General features: G+C 72.8%; 11 protein-coding genes and 2 pseudogenes. 7 read left to right on the top strand and 6 right to left on the bottom strand.

Annotation, left to right across the window (positions count from 1 at the left end; translation table 11 throughout):
• Positions 1-248 precede the first annotated feature (248 nt).
• On the bottom strand, positions 249-1220 hold the full coding sequence (locus B446_RS32020; protein WP_020943597.1) for an SCO0930 family lipoprotein: 972 nt from the start codon (positions 1218-1220) through the stop codon (positions 249-251).
• 281 nt (positions 1221-1501) lie between these two features.
• On the opposite strand from B446_RS32020, the gene B446_RS32015 reads away from it, so the two are divergent.
• Together B446_RS32015 and B446_RS32010 are read left to right on the top strand one after the other, a co-directional pair.
• Positions 1502-2110 (top strand): hypothetical protein, encoded by a 609-nt coding sequence (locus B446_RS32015; protein ID WP_193384562.1) that lies wholly within the window; start codon positions 1502-1504, stop codon positions 2108-2110.
• A gap of 30 nt (positions 2111-2140) precedes the next feature.
• On the top strand, positions 2141-2905 hold the full coding sequence (locus tag B446_RS32010; RefSeq protein WP_020943595.1) for a DUF4239 domain-containing protein: 765 nt from the start codon (positions 2141-2143) through the stop codon (positions 2903-2905).
• A gap of 121 nt (positions 2906-3026) precedes the next feature.
• Here B446_RS32010 and B446_RS40525 read toward each other — a convergent pair.
• Positions 3027-3419: pseudogene (locus B446_RS40525) on the bottom strand (hypothetical protein); the annotation flags it as partial.
• A gap of 946 nt (positions 3420-4365) precedes the next feature.
• On the opposite strand from B446_RS40525, the gene B446_RS32000 reads away from it, so the two are divergent.
• Positions 4366-5037, top strand: coding sequence for a class F sortase (locus tag B446_RS32000; protein WP_043476855.1), 672 nt, complete (start codon positions 4366-4368; stop codon positions 5035-5037).
• A 30-nt stretch (positions 5038-5067) separates the two neighbouring features.
• Here B446_RS32000 and B446_RS31995 read toward each other — a convergent pair whose 3' ends face one another.
• Together B446_RS31995 and lysX are read right to left on the bottom strand one after the other, a co-directional pair.
• Complete coding sequence (locus B446_RS31995; RefSeq protein ID WP_043476853.1) at positions 5068-5904, bottom strand: polysaccharide deacetylase family protein; 837 nt, start codon at positions 5902-5904, stop codon at positions 5068-5070.
• Positions 5905-6079: 175 nt separating this feature from the next.
• Positions 6080-9358, bottom strand: coding sequence for a bifunctional lysylphosphatidylglycerol synthetase/lysine--tRNA ligase LysX (lysX, locus tag B446_RS31990; protein ID WP_020943591.1), 3279 nt, complete (start codon positions 9356-9358; stop codon positions 6080-6082).
• Between the two features lie 89 nt (positions 9359-9447).
• On the opposite strand from lysX, the gene B446_RS31985 reads away from it, so the two are divergent.
• Positions 9448-9918: a universal stress protein gene (locus B446_RS31985; protein WP_020943590.1), complete on the top strand. Its 471-nt coding sequence runs from the start codon at positions 9448-9450 to the stop codon at positions 9916-9918.
• Here the strand turns inward: B446_RS31985 and B446_RS31980 are convergent.
• Positions 9854-10423: pseudogene (locus tag B446_RS31980) on the bottom strand (MFS transporter); the annotation flags it as partial. The gene B446_RS31985 and the pseudogene B446_RS31980 sit on opposite strands and share 65 nt — an antisense overlap.
• Between B446_RS31980 and B446_RS40520 the strand changes: the two are divergent.
• Both B446_RS40520 and B446_RS31970 read left to right on the top strand, forming a co-directional pair.
• Positions 10407-10676, top strand: coding sequence for a hypothetical protein (locus B446_RS40520; RefSeq protein WP_234967659.1), 270 nt, complete (start codon positions 10407-10409; stop codon positions 10674-10676). The pseudogene B446_RS31980 and the gene B446_RS40520 sit on opposite strands and share 17 nt — an antisense overlap.
• Positions 10677-10727: 51 nt before the next feature.
• Complete coding sequence (locus tag B446_RS31970) at positions 10728-12149, top strand: amino acid permease (protein WP_020943587.1); 1422 nt, start codon at positions 10728-10730, stop codon at positions 12147-12149.
• Here B446_RS31970 and B446_RS31965 read toward each other — a convergent pair whose 3' ends face one another.
• Positions 12150-13295 carry a CapA family protein gene (locus tag B446_RS31965; protein WP_020943586.1) on the bottom strand — a complete coding sequence of 382 codons (1146 nt, stop codon included), beginning with the start codon at positions 13293-13295 and terminating at the stop codon, positions 12150-12152.
• 245 nt (positions 13296-13540) lie between these two features.
• Here B446_RS31965 and B446_RS31960 point away from each other — a divergent pair, with 245 nt between their 5' ends.
• Positions 13541-14089: a sigma-70 family RNA polymerase sigma factor gene (locus tag B446_RS31960; RefSeq protein ID WP_043479521.1), complete on the top strand. Its 549-nt coding sequence runs from the start codon at positions 13541-13543 to the stop codon at positions 14087-14089.
• Positions 14090-14179: the final 90 nt, after the last annotated feature.

Below are 14179 nucleotides of genomic sequence, written 5' to 3'. Positions count from 1 at the left end.
GCCCGCCGAAGGAGCGACCCGAACCGGAAATTGACCATCCGTTCCCGGTCACTGCCTGCGGAAGTGCCCGTGTGGCCCCGCTGTGCGACGACTGTCCGGCTTGCCGCTTGCCGCTCGCCGCTTGCCGCTCGCCGCTCGCCGCGAGGACCCTCACGCACAACGGTCCGCCCCCTCCGTGCGGTGCGGAGGGGGCGGACCTTCGGCCGGGCGCCAGTGGGCGGGGCGATCGACCCTGGGGAGGTGATCTCCTACTTGCCCGGCGCGCCGACCGGCTTGCCGTCGGGCGAGACGGCGTACCAAGTGCCGCCGACGCCCTGACCGTTGGTGTCTCCGGGTGCCTTGTCACCGGAGAAGGTGTAGATCGGCCAGCAGTTGACCGTCATCTGCTTGGTGCCGTCGGGCCGGGTGAAGCCCATCAGGCCCTTCTTCTGCACGCCCTTGGTGTCGTCGGACTTGACGGGGGCGACCGCCGGCCACTTCTCCAGGCAGGCGCCGGTGCAGTTCGAGACGGACTTGGGCCACGCCTTGTCCTTCAGGAAGCGGTAGACCGTCATGCCGTTGCGGTCGACGACGACCTCGCCGAGCTTGGGGTCCTTGCGCACCGAGAGACCGGGCAGGGAGGACAGCGACGCCTTCTTGCCGTTGGGGGCGAGCGCGAACCACTTGCCGCCCACGCCCTGGCCGTTGACGTCACCGGAGTTGACGTCCTTGGCGTAGCGGTAGGCGGGCCAGCCGGCGATGGTGAGCTGCTTGCTGCCGTCGGCGCGGGTGACCTCGCCCAGCAGGGCCTTGTCGATGCCGGCGCCGGCGGTGGCGTCGTCGGCGGGCACCGGCGGCCAGGTGGTGGCGCAGTCGCCCGCGCAGTTCGACTTGGGCGGGTTCGCGGTGTCCTTGTCGAACCGGTACAGCGTGAGGCCGGAGCCGTCGGTCAGCACCTTGCCCAGGTCGGGGTTGGCCGCCACCGTCAGCTTGCCCGCGGGGGTGGCCGGGGTCGGGGAGCTGGAACTCTGGTTGCCGTCGGCGCCGTAGCCGTTGCCCGCGGCGGTGCCGGTGCCGGGCGTGGCGCCTGCGTTGCCGTAGTCGCCGGCCGCCGCCGTGGCCCCGACGTTCTGGGCCGCCGATGCCGGAGTGGTGGCGTTGTCCTGACCGCACGCCGTCGTCAGCGCCAGCACCGAAGCGGCCGTGGCCACCAGTGAGGCGGCCCGCCAGGAGGTCTTCATCGTCAACTCCCCAAATTTCGCCTGGATATTGCAGCGCCTCGCTGCGCCGCCGCACGGCCATGGGTACGCGGCGCGGGGGCGGGAGCGTTCAACGGGAGCGCGAATTTCTTTTCAGCGGGGGCGCGTCCTTCCGCTCGTCAAACCATTGATCGTGTTTTGTCCCCCCTTTGGGGTAATCCCGGCACACCACGGCGTGCGACCGCGCCCAGCGGCTCATGATCTCGGTCGTGCATGGACCCGAAGTGACCCGATGTGCGCCCGCCGTAAGGGTGTTGGCCCTGGTGACCCTGACCTGGACCCTGGTGGGCTGCCCGGTCGGGAGCGCGTCGGCCGACGCCTGCGCCTACGCCTCGACGGGCCCGGGCGGCACGGTCGCGGTGGCCGTGGCGGGCGGCGGCCACGACCACAGCGGCCACGGCGGTGACGACGACCAGGGTGACGACGAGCAGGGCGGCGGCCACTGGCACCACCGGCACCACTGGCCCGTCCCGCCGTGCCCGGAGCCCACCCCGCCACCCTGCCCGCCCACACCGACGCCGACGCCGACGCCTACGCCTACGCCCACCCCGCCGCCGCCGAAGCCGAAGCCCGAGCCGCGGCCGACCCCCACACCGAAGCCGCCGCCCCCGCCGAAGCCGCGCCCGCCGGCCCGGCCCGCCCCGGCGGCACCCGTGGCCCGTCCGGCTTCCCCGCCTCCCCCGCCGCCGAAGCCCACCCCGCCGCCCCGGCCCAGGCCCAGGCCACGGCCCTCGGTGACCCCGGTGAGCTACCCGGCGTACCACCCCAGGGCGAGCAGCCGGCCGGCCCCCTCCCCCACCTCACCGGTCACCTACGTCCTGCTCATCACCGTTCCCGCGATCGTCGCCGTGGCGGCACTGCGCCCGCGCTGACGCGCCGGCGGCTCACCCCTGGAGGAACCGTTGTCGGATTGGCTTGTTCTCGTCCTCGCGATGCTGGGGGCCTGCGCCGTGGTGGTCGTGATCACCCTCGTACGGCACAAGCGGGCCCCCGAGGACGAGGACCCCAGCGAGACCCCGGACGTCATCGAGTACATGACGATGTGGATCGGCGTGGTGTACGCCATCGTCCTGGGCCTGGCCATCGCGGGCGTGTGGGAGGCGCGCAGCGCCGCCCAGGACCATGTGCAGGCCGAGGCCCAGGCGCTGCACGAGATCTACGAGCGGGTGCGGATCTATCCGCCGGACGTCCGTGACCGGATTCGGGACGATGTCAACGCCTATGTCGGACACGTCGTGACCACCGAGTGGAAGGAGATGGCCGACCACGGGCAGATCACCCCGCGCGGCACCGAGCTGCTGACGCAGGTCCGCCACGACGTCACCGACTACCAGCCGAAGAACGACTTCGAGGCGCAGGCCTACCAGCCGGTGCTGGACCAGATGGCCGCCGCCGACGAGGCGCGCAACGCGCGTGCCGACTCCACGGGGGCGACGATGCCGCCCGTGGTGTGGTGGGGTCTGCTGGCGGGCGCGGTCATCACGATCGGCATGGTCTTCGCGCTGCAGATCCGGCGCACCCGCAGGGAACTGGTCCTGGCCGGCCTGTTCTCCGCGACGATCGCCTTCATGCTGTTCCTCATCTGGGACTTCGACGCCCCCTTCAGCCGGGGCATCGCGGCCAGCGCCGAACCGTTCCTGTCGCTGTTCCCGCACGCGGGGGGTTAGCCGCGGCCGCCGGTCCGGGCGCGCGTCCCGTCACAGGCCCTCGCCCCGAGTCCCGTGCGGGGGTCGGGGCGAGGGCCTGTCGGGGTGGCCGGGGCTCCGGCGGGGACGGGACAAGGGCCCGTCAGATCCGCTTCTCGTTGCGGCGCCGGAGCAGGCACGCGCCGCCGCCGAGAACGGCCGCCGCCACCAGCCCGCCGCCGATGGCGGTGTCGGCCGGCGTGGCGCCGGAGATGCTGCTGCCGCCGAGACCGCCCTGGACGCCGCCGAGCACGGTGACGGCGTTGGGCCGGGTCAGGGTGCGGCCGTTGCAGTTGACCGTGATGTCGTACCGGCCCGGCCGGGTGCCCCGCTCGACCGAGGCGGAGCCGCGCGAGGTGTCCTCGCGGACCGGCCGGAGCTCGATGGGCCGGAAGGCACGCGAGAACGCCGTGCCGCCCCGGCAGCCGTTCACGGTGACGGTGAGCCGGCCGCCGGCGGGGATCACGCTGGGCGAGGCGACGATGTTGCGCGGGTTGCCGTCCCCGCGGCCGTTGTTGCCGAAGTCGTCGCCACGGCCGTTGTTGTTGCCGAAGTCGTCCCCGCGGCCGTTGTCGTTGCCGAAGTCGTCGCCACGGCCGTTGTTGTTCCCGAAGTCGTCCCCTCGGCCGTTGTTGTCGCCCCTGCCGTTGTTGTCACCCCTGCCGTTGTTGTCCCCCCTGCCGTTGTTGTCGAAGTCGTTGCCCCTGCCGTTGTTGAAGTCGTTTCCGCGGCCGTTGTTGAAGTCGTTGCCCCTGCCGTTGTTGTTGAAGTCGTTGCCGCGGCCGTTGTCGAAGTCGTTGCCGCGGCCACCGATGTTGCCGTTGATGTGGCCGTTGAAGTTGCCGCTGATGCGGCCGTTGAAGCCGGCGTCGCCGTTGCCGTTGAACCGGTTGCCGTTGCCGTTGCCGAGCCCGTTGAGGTTGCCGATGCCCGGGACGACCCCCACCCCCACCCCTGCGACGCCGGTGCCGGTGCCGGCGATGACTCCCGTGTTGTCGTTGGACGGCCCGCCGTTGTTGCCCATGCCGTCCGCGACGGCGACGGGAGTGGCGAGCCCGAGCACGGCGGCCGCCGCGCACGCGGCCGCCAGAGCGCCTTGGTTTCGCATGTGATCCTCCGCGGGAGGCACCCCGGGTCCCGTCCCCGGTCTATCGGCGAGAAAGCGCCTCCCGATCAAGACCCTCGGACGCGCGGAACACGCCCGCACGTCGAGAATGCTCCGTCCTGGTGAGCGGACACGCCGTGCGAAAACCACACAATCAGATATTTCTGCAGGTCACACCGCGTCAGAAAATTCCTGTGGACTGCAACTCGGATGGCGCACCGGACGGGCGGCCGACCACCCGTTCGCCCGTCGCCCCGTCGCCCCCGGCCTTCGCGGGACTTAGCGTTTTCCCATGCGCGAGGCACGTGCCGACGGCCGCGTCGAGAGGGGATGGCGAATGTCTGTGTCCTTGCGGTCCGAGCTGGCCGAGGAGGAGGAGCGGCGGCGCAAGCGCGCCCCCTGGGGCGTCATAGCGCTGGTCCTGCTGACCGGTCTGGCCCTCATCCGGAACGGTTCCGGTGAGTTCGACGTCGGCCCGCCGCAACCCGCGTCGGCGGCGGCCGCGGACAGCCGGGCCGCTCCCGAGACGCCCGCGCCGGCCCTCGTCCCGCTGCCGTTCGCGGCGGCCGACCGGATCCGCATCCCCGCGATCCGGGTCGACGCGCCCGTCACGCCCGTCGGCCTGGACGCCAACGGCTGGGTCGGTGCGCCGCCGCCGGAGGACCCCAATCTGGCGGGCTGGTTCACCGGTGCGGTCTCCCCCGGGGAGAAGGGCACCGCGGTGGTGGTCGGCCATGTCGACAACAAGCAGGGCCCCGCCGTGTTCTACGGGCTCGGGGCGCTGAAGAAGGGCGAGCGGGTCGAGGTCCTGCGCAAGGACGGCAGGACCGCGGTCTTCGAGATCTACGGGGTCGAGGTGTTCGCCAAGAGCGACTTCCCGAGCGACCGGGTGTACGGCTCCAAGGGCACACCGGAGCTGCGGGTGATCACCTGCGGCGGCGGTTTCTCGAAGCAGAACGGGTACGACGGGAACGTCGTCGTCTTCGCCCGCCTGGTCGCGGTGAGGTGACCTGCCGTCACCGGGCGGGCGAAGGCCGCCTCACGTGGTGCGGCGGGGCGGCACCGTGAGCTGGTAGCCGGAGTCGAGCAGGTAGGGCAGGTACTCGCGGATCGCGTGGACGCTCTGCGATCGGTCGCCCCCCGCGTCGTGGGAGAGCACCACGACGCCGGGGGCGGCGCCGCTCTCCACGCGGTCGACGATGACCCCCGTGCCGGGGGTCTCCCAGTCGGTGGTGTCGACCGTCCAGGCCATGGGCTCCATGCCCATCTCGGCGCCGAGCTGGAAGGCCGCGCGGTTCCAGGCCCCGTAGGGCGCACGGAACCACTGGGGGCGCTCCCCGTAGGCGTCCTCGATGACATCGCTGGTGCGCTCCATCTCGGAGCGGATCTCCCCCCGGGCCAGGCTGGTCAGCAGCGGGTGGGTCCAGGTGTGGTTGCCGACGACGTGCCCCTCGTCGGCCATCCGGGCCAGCAGTTCCTTGTTGTCCACGACGCACTCCCCGCACACGAAGAACATCGCCCGGACGCCGTACTTGGCGAGGGTGTCCAGGATGTGCGGGGTGTAGGCCGGGTTCGGGCCGTCGTCGTAGGTGAGCATCATCCGGCGGCCCCGCCCGGAGATCTGCAGGATGGGTTCGCTGCGCACCTTCAGCTTGCGCGGCGCGGCGCGCGGGGGACCGTACCCGGTGAGCGGCTGGAGCCGGAAGGCGGAGGACTTGAGCACCTGGCGGGCCTGCGGGCCGGCGGCGGGTGCGGCGGTGCGGGCCGCCTCGCCGCCGTCGCCCGCCACCACGACTCCCGCGGTGCCCGCGGCTCCCAGGGCGGCGCCCCCGGCGAGCAGCATGCGGCGCCGTGTGAACAACTGATCCTTCTGCATGCTTCATCAGTCGCCCCGCAAACCTCAGGTGCCCCGCATCGACACCGGTGCGGCGGCGGAATGCACCCGTACGGCGCAGCGCACGCCGCCCCGTGCGCCTCCCGCGCCGGGTGCGGTGCCGCCGGGGTGCGCGGGCGTGGCCCTCCGGTGTCGACAACGCTCGTGATCCATGCACCTAGCGGCGGCGCACCAGCGGGAAGGGCAGGGTCTCGCGGATGGTGAGGCCGGTGAGGAACATGACCAGCCGGTCGACGCCGATGCCGAGGCCGCCGGTCGGCGGCATCGCGTACTCCAGGGCGTCGAGGAAGTCCTCGTCGAGCTCCATGGCCTCGGGGTCGCCGCCCGCGGCCAGCAGGGACTGCTCGGTGAGCCGGCGGCGCTGTTCGACGGGGTCGGTCAGTTCGGAGTAGGCGGTGCCGAGTTCGGTGCCGAAGGCGACGAGGTCCCAGCGCTCGGCGAGGCGCGGGTCGGCGCGGTGCTGCCGGGTGAGCGGGGAGACCTCGGTGGGGAAGTCCTTGTAGAACGTGGGCAGCCGGGTGCGCTCCTCGACCAGCCGCTCGTACATCTCCAGGACCACGTCGCCCGGGGTGTCGTCGGGGGTGTACGGCACGCCCGTGCGGTCGCACAGCCGGTGCAGCCTGAGCAGTTCGGTGCCGGGGCCGATCTCCTCGCCCAGGGCCTCGGAGAGCGCCCCGTGGACCGTCTTCACGGGCCAGTCCCCCGAGATGTCGTACTCCCGGCCGTCCTTGCGGGCGACCGCGGAGCCGAAGGCGGCGGTCGCCGCGCCCTGGATCAGCTCACGGGCCAGGTCGCGCATCACGTCGTAGTCGGCGTGCGCCTGGTAGGCCTCCAGCATCGTGAACTCGGGGTTGTGCTTGTAGGAGACGCCCTCGTTGCGGAAGGTGCGGCCCATCTCGAAGACCCGCTCCAGGCCGCCCACGCACAGCCGTTTGAGGTACAGCTCGGGCGCGATGCGCAGGTAGAGGTCGAGGTCGTAGGCGTTGATGTGGGTGGTGAAGGGGCGTGCGTTGGCGCCGCCGTGGATCTGCTGCAGCATCGGCGTCTCGACCTCGACGTAGCCGCGGTCCAGCAGGCCCTGGCGCAGGGCCTGGACGACGGTGGAGCGGGTGCGGACCACCTGGCGGGCGGCGGGGCTGGTGACCAGGTCGAGGTAGCGGCGGCGGACCCGGGCCTCGGGGTCGGCGAGGCCGCGGCGCTTGTCGGGCAGCGGGTGCAGGCACTTGCCGGCCAGGTGCCACGAGGTGACGAAGACGGTGGGCTCGCCCTTGTCGCTCACCCCCGCGCGGCCGGTGGCGGTGATGTGGTCGCCGATGTCGGCCGTGTCCCGGAAACGGTCGAGGGCGGCGCCGGACCGGTCGCGGATGAGGGCGAGTTGACGGTCCCCGGACCAGTCCCGCAGCACGGCGAAGACGATGCCGCCGAAGTCGCGGACCAGCATGACCCGGCCTGCCACGGTGACGTCCCCGCCGTGCGGGACGTCGGCGAGGGCGTGGGTCGGGGTGGGACCGCCGACCGGGTACGGGTCGGTGCCGGTGGCGCGCAGCCGGTCGAGCTTGCGGAGCCGGACGCGGACCTGGTCGGACAGGCCCGCGTCCGGGACGGCGGTCCCGGCCTCGTCCCCTCCGTCGAGGCCGAGCGCCGCCAGGGGCGGCAGGCCCTCGGTGGTGGCGGGCCGCTGCCCTGTCTTCGGGTGCCCCTTTCCCCAGAGTTTGCGCAGCGAAGGCACGGAGACGAACCCCTCGGCGATGGCGGAGGCGAGGCCGATGCGGGCGAGGGAGGCGGTCTCGCCGTAGCAGATGAAGCGCGGGTACCACTCCGGGCGGTACTTGGCGTTGGAGCGGTAGAGGGCCTCCAGCTGCCACCAGCGGGAGAAGAACAGCAGCAGCCGGCGCCACAGCCTCAGCACCGGGCCCGCGCCGATGCGGGCGCCCTCCTCGAACACCGACCGGAAGACGGCGAAGTTCAGCGAGATCCTGCGCACCCCCAGCTTCGGGGCGGCCGCGCACAGTTCGGCGACCATGAACTCCATCACCCCGTTGGGGGCGCTGCGGTCACGGCGCATCAGGTCCAGGGAGACGCCGCCGCGGCCCCAGGGCACGAAGGAGAGCAGGGCGAGCAGCCTGCCGTCCTCGCTCAGGGCCTCCACGAGGAGGCAGTCGCCGTCGCTGGGGTCGCCGAGCCGGTCCAGGGCCATGGAGAAGCCGCGCTCGGTCTCGGTGTCGCGCCAGGCGTCGGCCTTGTCGACGATCTCCTCCATCTCGCGGTCGGTGAGGGTGGCGTGGCGGCGGATGCGCGAGGTGGCCCCGGTGCGGCGGACGCGGTGCACGGCCTGCCGGGTGACACGCATGTCCCGGCCGTTCAGGTCGAACCCGGACACGTGCACGATCGCCTCGTCGCCGAGCTGGAGGGCGCCGAGCCCGGCGCGGGCGAAGGCGCGGGCCCCGGACTCCGAGGCGCCCATCACCGCGGGCGCCCAGGCGTGCCGGCGGGCCACGTCCAGCCACGCGGCGATCGCGTGCGGCCACGCCTCGGGGTCGCCCACGGGGTCGCCGCTGGCCAGGCACACGCCGGCCTCGACGCGGTAGGTGACGGCGGCCTTGCCGCTGGAGGAGAAGACGACGGCCTTGTCCCGCCGGGTGGCGAAGTAGCCGAGCGAGTCCTGTGCGCCGTAGGCCCCGAGGAGGGCGCGGATACGTGCCTCCTCGTCGCCGTGCAGGGCCGCTTCCAGGCGCTGGGAGCGGAAGAGCGCGGCGGCCGCGTTCAGCAGCGCGAGCGCGCCGAACAGGCCGAGCAGGAAGGTGACCTTGCGCGGCGGCCGGCCGTCGAAGGAGCTGTTGGAGACCAGCCCGCCGCACACCCGGTCCGCCGCCCACGCCAGGTGCTGGCCCTCCGGCAGGGTGCCCGGGAACAGCGAGACCAGCCCCCAGCCGACGACGATGGCGACGACGAGCCCGGCCACCAGCACCCCCAGGGCGCGCCACACGGCACCGCGGCGGGAGGCCGCGTAGAACTCCGCGCGGGCGAGCACCAGCAGGAGCAGCAGCAGGCCGCAGAGCACGAAGGAGGGCAGCGAGACGGCGTACTGGCCCAGGGCCAGGCCGAGGACGTCGAAGACGACCAGCAGGCCCAGGTAGACCACGACCAGCCACCAGGCGACCTTCTTGCGGGCGGCGGTGGCGCCGGCCAGCAGGAACAGGAAGACCGCGTACGCCAGGTTGGCGCTGATCGGCACCAGGAGCAGGTCGAGGGCGCGCACGACCGGGCGGAGCACGGTGCGCAGGGGGGCGATGAACGCGAGCAGCGCGCAGAGCAGGCCGAGGAAGGCGAACAGGGTCCCGAAGGCCTCGGGCACCCAGCCGAGGCGGCCGCCGGCGGGCGGGAGTGTCCGGCCCGCGGCCGACCCGCGTGCGTCCGGCCCGGCGGTGGCAGTCATGGTTCCGACTCTAGGAAGGGCCGGGGCCGTTCGCCCGTCGAGCGGGGCCGCTCCTCGGCCTGAACCACCGGTTCCGATAGCCTCGGGCTGTGACGGAGCAGCACGAACAGCACGCGCACCAGTTCGAGCGGGGCACCGACGGCCCCAAGGTCATCGTGGTCGGGGTGGACGGCTCGGACTCCTCGCTGCGCGCCGCCGCGTACGCGGGCGGTCTGGCGCGGCGGCAGCGCGCGCTGCTGGCCGTGGTGTACGTGCAGCCGGTGCTCGCGGCCGGGGCGGCGCTCGGCGCGCCGGTGGCGGAGACGACCGACGAGATCGCCGAGGACCTGGTCTCCTACATCCGCGAGGCGGCCGAACGGGTCAGGGGGATATTCGAGGTGCGCTGGGAGTTCCACACCTTCCGCGGCGACCCGTACAACGGGCTGGTGAAGGCGGCCGACGAGCTCAAGGCGGACGCGGTGGTGGTGGGCGCCTCGGAGCAGGCCGGGCACCGGATCATCGGCTCGGTGGCGGTCCGGCTGGTGAAGGCGGGGCGGTGGCCGGTGACGGTCGTGCCGTAGCGGTTCCGCGCAGCAGCAGCGGGGTGGGCAGCAGCAGGACCCCGGCCAGGGCGATCGCGGCGCGCGGGCCGGTGAGCGCGGCCAGCAGGCCCCACAGCGCGGTGAGCGCCGCGGTGGCGGCCTTGCTCGTGACGGACCAGGCCGCCAGGGTGCGGGCCACCCGGTCGTCCGGGGCCCGTTCGAGCCGTTCGGCGGCGAGGACCGGGCTGAACACGCCCGAGCAGGTGATGAGGCCCAGTTCCAGGACCATCACGAGGACCAGCCCGGGGACGCCGGGGCGGACGAGGGCCGGGCCCACCGACCAGCAGGCGCGCAGCACGCCTGCGGTGAACAGCACCCGGCGCCTGCCGTGCCGGGCGACCAGCGGCCGGGCCAGACGGGAGCCGAGCAGGCCGCCGAGGCAGGGCACGGCGAAGGCGAGGCCGTACTGCCAGGCCGCGAAGCCGAGCGGGCCGAGCATGAGGACGACGAGCAGCGGCGAGGTCGCCATGATCAGACCGTTGACCTCGGCTCCGGCCACCTTCGTCGGCGCGCAGACCCGTCTCGTCGGGCCCGCGTCGTACGGCCTGCACCGGATCCCGCTCACCGGTCCGACCCCGGTCCACCCGCACTGCCTGGTCTGGGACACGGCCAACGCGCACCCCGGTCTCGCCGCTCTGCGCACCCGTCTCGCGGGTCTTCGGCCCGCCCGGGCCGGGGCACGTGCGTGGACACCGGACTGGGCCGTGCGTGGCGTCTTCCGTCCGGGACCGCCCTGAGCCATCATGATCCGCCGTCAGCCGTTTGCCGTCGGCTAAGAGGTGAGGCGCATGGCCAGGCTTCGTGCGGGTGAAGGAATTCTCCGCCGCAAACCCATCGAACACATCGAGGAGACCGAACTCGGCGAGGGCCCCCGGCTGGACCGGTCGCTGGGGCTGTCGCAGCTCACCGCCATCGGCGTGGGCGGCATCATCGGGGCCGGCATCTTCACCCTCGCCGGCACCGTCGCCAACGGCACGGCGGGGCCCGCGGTGCTGGTGTCGTTCCTGATCGCCGGTCTGGCCAGCGCCTGCGCCGCACTGTCGTACGCCGAGTTCGCGGGCCTCATCCCGAAGGCGGGGTCGGCCTACACGTACGGCTACGCGGTGCTCGGCGAGTTCGCCGGCTGGTTCATCGGCTGGGACCTGCTGCTGGAGTACACGGCGATCGTGGCCGTGGTGGCGATCGGCATCTCCGGGTACTTCGGGTTCCTGGTCCAGGAGATGGGCGCGAAGCTGCCCGCCTGGATGCTGGGGGCGCCGGGGACGGGGGCCGGGCACCGGGTCGACCTGTTCGCGGCCGTGCTGTGCCTGCTGATCGCCTGGCTGCTCACCCAGGGCATCCGCAGCGCGGCCCGCTTCGAGACCTTCGTGGTCGCGCTGAAGGTGCTGGTCGTGCTGGTGGTGATCGGCGTGGGCTTCTTCCACATCGACACGGGGAACTACCACCCGTTCTTCCCGTTCGGGATCAGCGGGGCGTTCACCGGCGCGGCGACCGTGTTCTTCGCGGTCTTCGGCTACGACGCCATGTCGACCGCGGCCGAGGAGTCGAAGGACGCGCAGCGGCACATGCCGAAGGCGATCATCTACTCGCTGGCGATCTCGATGGTGCTGTACGTCCTGGCGTGCCTGGTGCTGACCGGCATGCAGAACTACAAGGACATCGACCCGGAGAGCGGGTTCTCCTCGGCCTTCAAGTCGGTGGGCCTGGCCGGCCTCGCGGACGTGATCGCGGTCGGCGCGATCATCGGCATCCTCACGGTGATGTTCACGTTCATGCTGGGCGTGACCCGGGTGTGGTTCTCGATGTCCCGGGACGGGCTGCTGCCCGCCTGGTTCGCCAAGACGCACCCGACCCGGCACGTGCCCACCCGGGTGACCTGGATCGTCGGCGTGGGCTCGGCGCTCATCGCCGGGTTCGTCCCGATCGGCGAGGCGGCGGAGCTGACCAACATCGGCATCCTGCTGGCGTTCGTCGTGGTGTGCACGGCCGTGATCGTGCTGCGCTACCGCCGGCCGGACCTGCCGCGCGCCTTCCGCACCCCGTGGATGCCGTTCCTGCCCGCGCTGGGCGTCGTCTTCTCGATCTGGCTGATCACGTTCCTGCAGTGGCAGACGTGGGTCCGGTTCGTCGTGTGGTTCCTGATCGGCTGCGTGATCTACTTCGGCTACTCCTACCGCCGCTCCGCGCTCGCCCGGCCGCCCGCGGAGTGATCAGTCCCCCATGACCAGCCCGTCGGCGGCGGCCCCACGGCTGAGCACCACGTCCCGGATGCGGTCGCGCACCCCCTGCAGCTCGGCGCCGCCGGCGATGGCCCGGCCGAGGTCCAGCACCCGGCCGGCGTCGAGGTCGTACATCTGCGGGACGAACTCGGCCCGGGTGACCTGCCAGCGGTCACCGGGGTTGGCGGGCGCGGTGAAGGTGAAGCGGCCGACCGTGGACTCGTTGCCGCGCGAGTCCTGCACGCCCCTGCGGTTGTACATCTCGCCGGCGACCTGGTCGCCCATGCCGTAGACCACCCAGGTGCCGTTGACCTTCTCGTAGGCCTGCGGCACGTGGGCGTGGCTGCCGAGGATCAGGTCGATGTCGGGGCGGCCGTTGGTGGTCGAGGCGGTGAGCCGCCGGGCGAGTTCGAGCTGTGTGCCGTCCGGGGCCTCCTCCCACTCGGTGCCCCAGCGCACCGAGACGACGACCACGTCGGCGCCCGCGAGCCGGGCGGCCCGGGCGTCGGAGACCATCCGGTCCGCGTCGATGAGGTTGACCGCCCAGGGCTGCCCCGCGGGCATCGGGTGGCCGTCGGTGCCGTAGGTGTACGACAGGTGCGCGACCCGGGCCGGGCCGGCCTGGAGCATCGTGACCGAGTGCGCCTCGGCCTCGGTGCGGGCGGTGCCCGAGTGCCGCAGCCCGGCCCGGTCCATGGTGTCCAGGGTGCGCCGCAGGCCCGGGGCGCCGTCGTCCAGGACGTGGCCGGAGGCGGTCGAGCAGCCGTCGTAGCCGGTCGCGGCGAGGCCCGCGGCCAGCTGCGGGGGCGCCTTGAAATCCGTGAAGCCGCGGTCGGCGCCGTAGACGGTATCCAGGTGGCACAGGGCCACGTCGGCGCGGCGGACCACGGGTTCGGCGCCGGCGAGCATCGGGCGGAAGTCGTAGCCCCGGCCGCCCGCGTCGAAGCCCGCCCGCTCGATCACGGAGGCGTGCGGCAGCACGTCGCCGGTCGCGACGAGCGTGAAGTCGCGGACGACGGGCGGCGGCGCCGGACGGCCCGGGCTCGCCGACTCGTGCCGCGCCTGGTTCTGGCAGGCGGCCGCGGCGGCGAGGAGGGCGGTCAGGGCCAGCGCCACCTGGTGTCTGCGTCCGATCATCAGCTCACCCCAGGATCGTCGTCGTCTGTGCGGACGTCTTATTTACCGACAAAGCCTTGACGGGCATATGGGTATGAAACCGGCCCTCGACGCAAACAACCCGAGCGCCCGAATTAACCCATCCGGTGCTCTCCCCGTGCGGCGGAAGGTCACGTGTGCGACCGTTCACCGCCGCGATCGACCGTCCGTCGCAGAGCCGGGCGCGCCCCCTGTCCCCCGGCCGCGCCCTGCGCTGCGATACGGCCATGACGGCCGGAACCTCACTTCCCCCCGGGACGACGACCGCCGAGCACGAGCTCGCCGCGCTCCAGCGCGACCACGGCGGCCCCCTCTTCGCCCTGCTGCTGCGGCTGAGCGACGGGGACCGCCAGCGCGCCGAGGACCTCGTGCAGGAGACCCTGGTGCGCGCCTGGCAGCATCCCGAGGCGCTGCGGGCGGCCGACTTCGACTCCGTACGGCCCTGGCTGCTGACCGTGGCCCGGCGGCTCGCGATCGACGCGCGGCGGGCCCGGCGGGCGCGGCCCTTCGAGGTGGGCGACGAGGTGCCGGAGAACGCCCGGGTGACCGCCGACCACGCCGAGCGGGCCACCGCGGTGCTCGATGTCCGGGAGGCTGTGAAGACACTCACTCCGGAGCACCGTGACGTTCTGGTACTCGTGTACTTCCGCGGGGCCAGTGTGGCGGAGGCCGCGACGGCCCTCGGGATCCCGCCCGGTACCGTGAAGTCGCGCGCCTACTACGCGCTGCGCGCCCTGCGCCGGGTCCTTCCGGGTTACGCGGCCGACCTGCGGTGAAACCGGAGCCTTGGTCAAACCTCGGCAAAGCGCCTTGCTGTGACCCCCGTTCGGGCCATCAGCTGTCCTCATCCGTGTTCCGGACGGGGC

It is taken from the genome of Streptomyces collinus Tu 365, assembly GCF_000444875.1.
Classification (GTDB): domain Bacteria; phylum Actinomycetota; class Actinomycetes; order Streptomycetales; family Streptomycetaceae; genus Streptomyces; species Streptomyces collinus_A.
Note: the sequence above shows the minus strand (reverse complement) of the source record. Positions and strands in the feature narration are given on the sequence as shown.

What these genes read in the sequence shown, in the direction of transcription:
- B446_RS32020 (WP_020943597.1), bottom strand. Translation starts at nt 1,220, where the DNA reads ATGAAGACCTCCTGGCGGGCCGCCTCACTGGTGGCCACGGCCGCTTCG.
- B446_RS32000 (WP_043476855.1), top strand. Translation starts at nt 4,366, where the DNA reads ATGTCTGTGTCCTTGCGGTCCGAGCTGGCCGAGGAGGAGGAGCGGCGG.
- B446_RS31995 (WP_043476853.1), bottom strand. Translation starts at nt 5,904, where the DNA reads ATGCAGAAGGATCAGTTGTTCACACGGCGCCGCATGCTGCTCGCCGGG.
- lysX (WP_020943591.1), bottom strand. Translation starts at nt 9,358, where the DNA reads ATGACTGCCACCGCCGGGCCGGACGCACGCGGGTCGGCCGCGGGCCGG.
- B446_RS40520 (WP_234967659.1), top strand. Translation starts at nt 10,407, where the DNA reads ATGATCAGACCGTTGACCTCGGCTCCGGCCACCTTCGTCGGCGCGCAG.
- B446_RS31970 (WP_020943587.1), top strand. Translation starts at nt 10,728, where the DNA reads ATGGCCAGGCTTCGTGCGGGTGAAGGAATTCTCCGCCGCAAACCCATC.
- B446_RS31965 (WP_020943586.1), bottom strand. Translation starts at nt 13,295, where the DNA reads ATGATCGGACGCAGACACCAGGTGGCGCTGGCCCTGACCGCCCTCCTC.
- B446_RS31960 (WP_043479521.1), top strand. Translation starts at nt 13,541, where the DNA reads ATGACGGCCGGAACCTCACTTCCCCCCGGGACGACGACCGCCGAGCAC.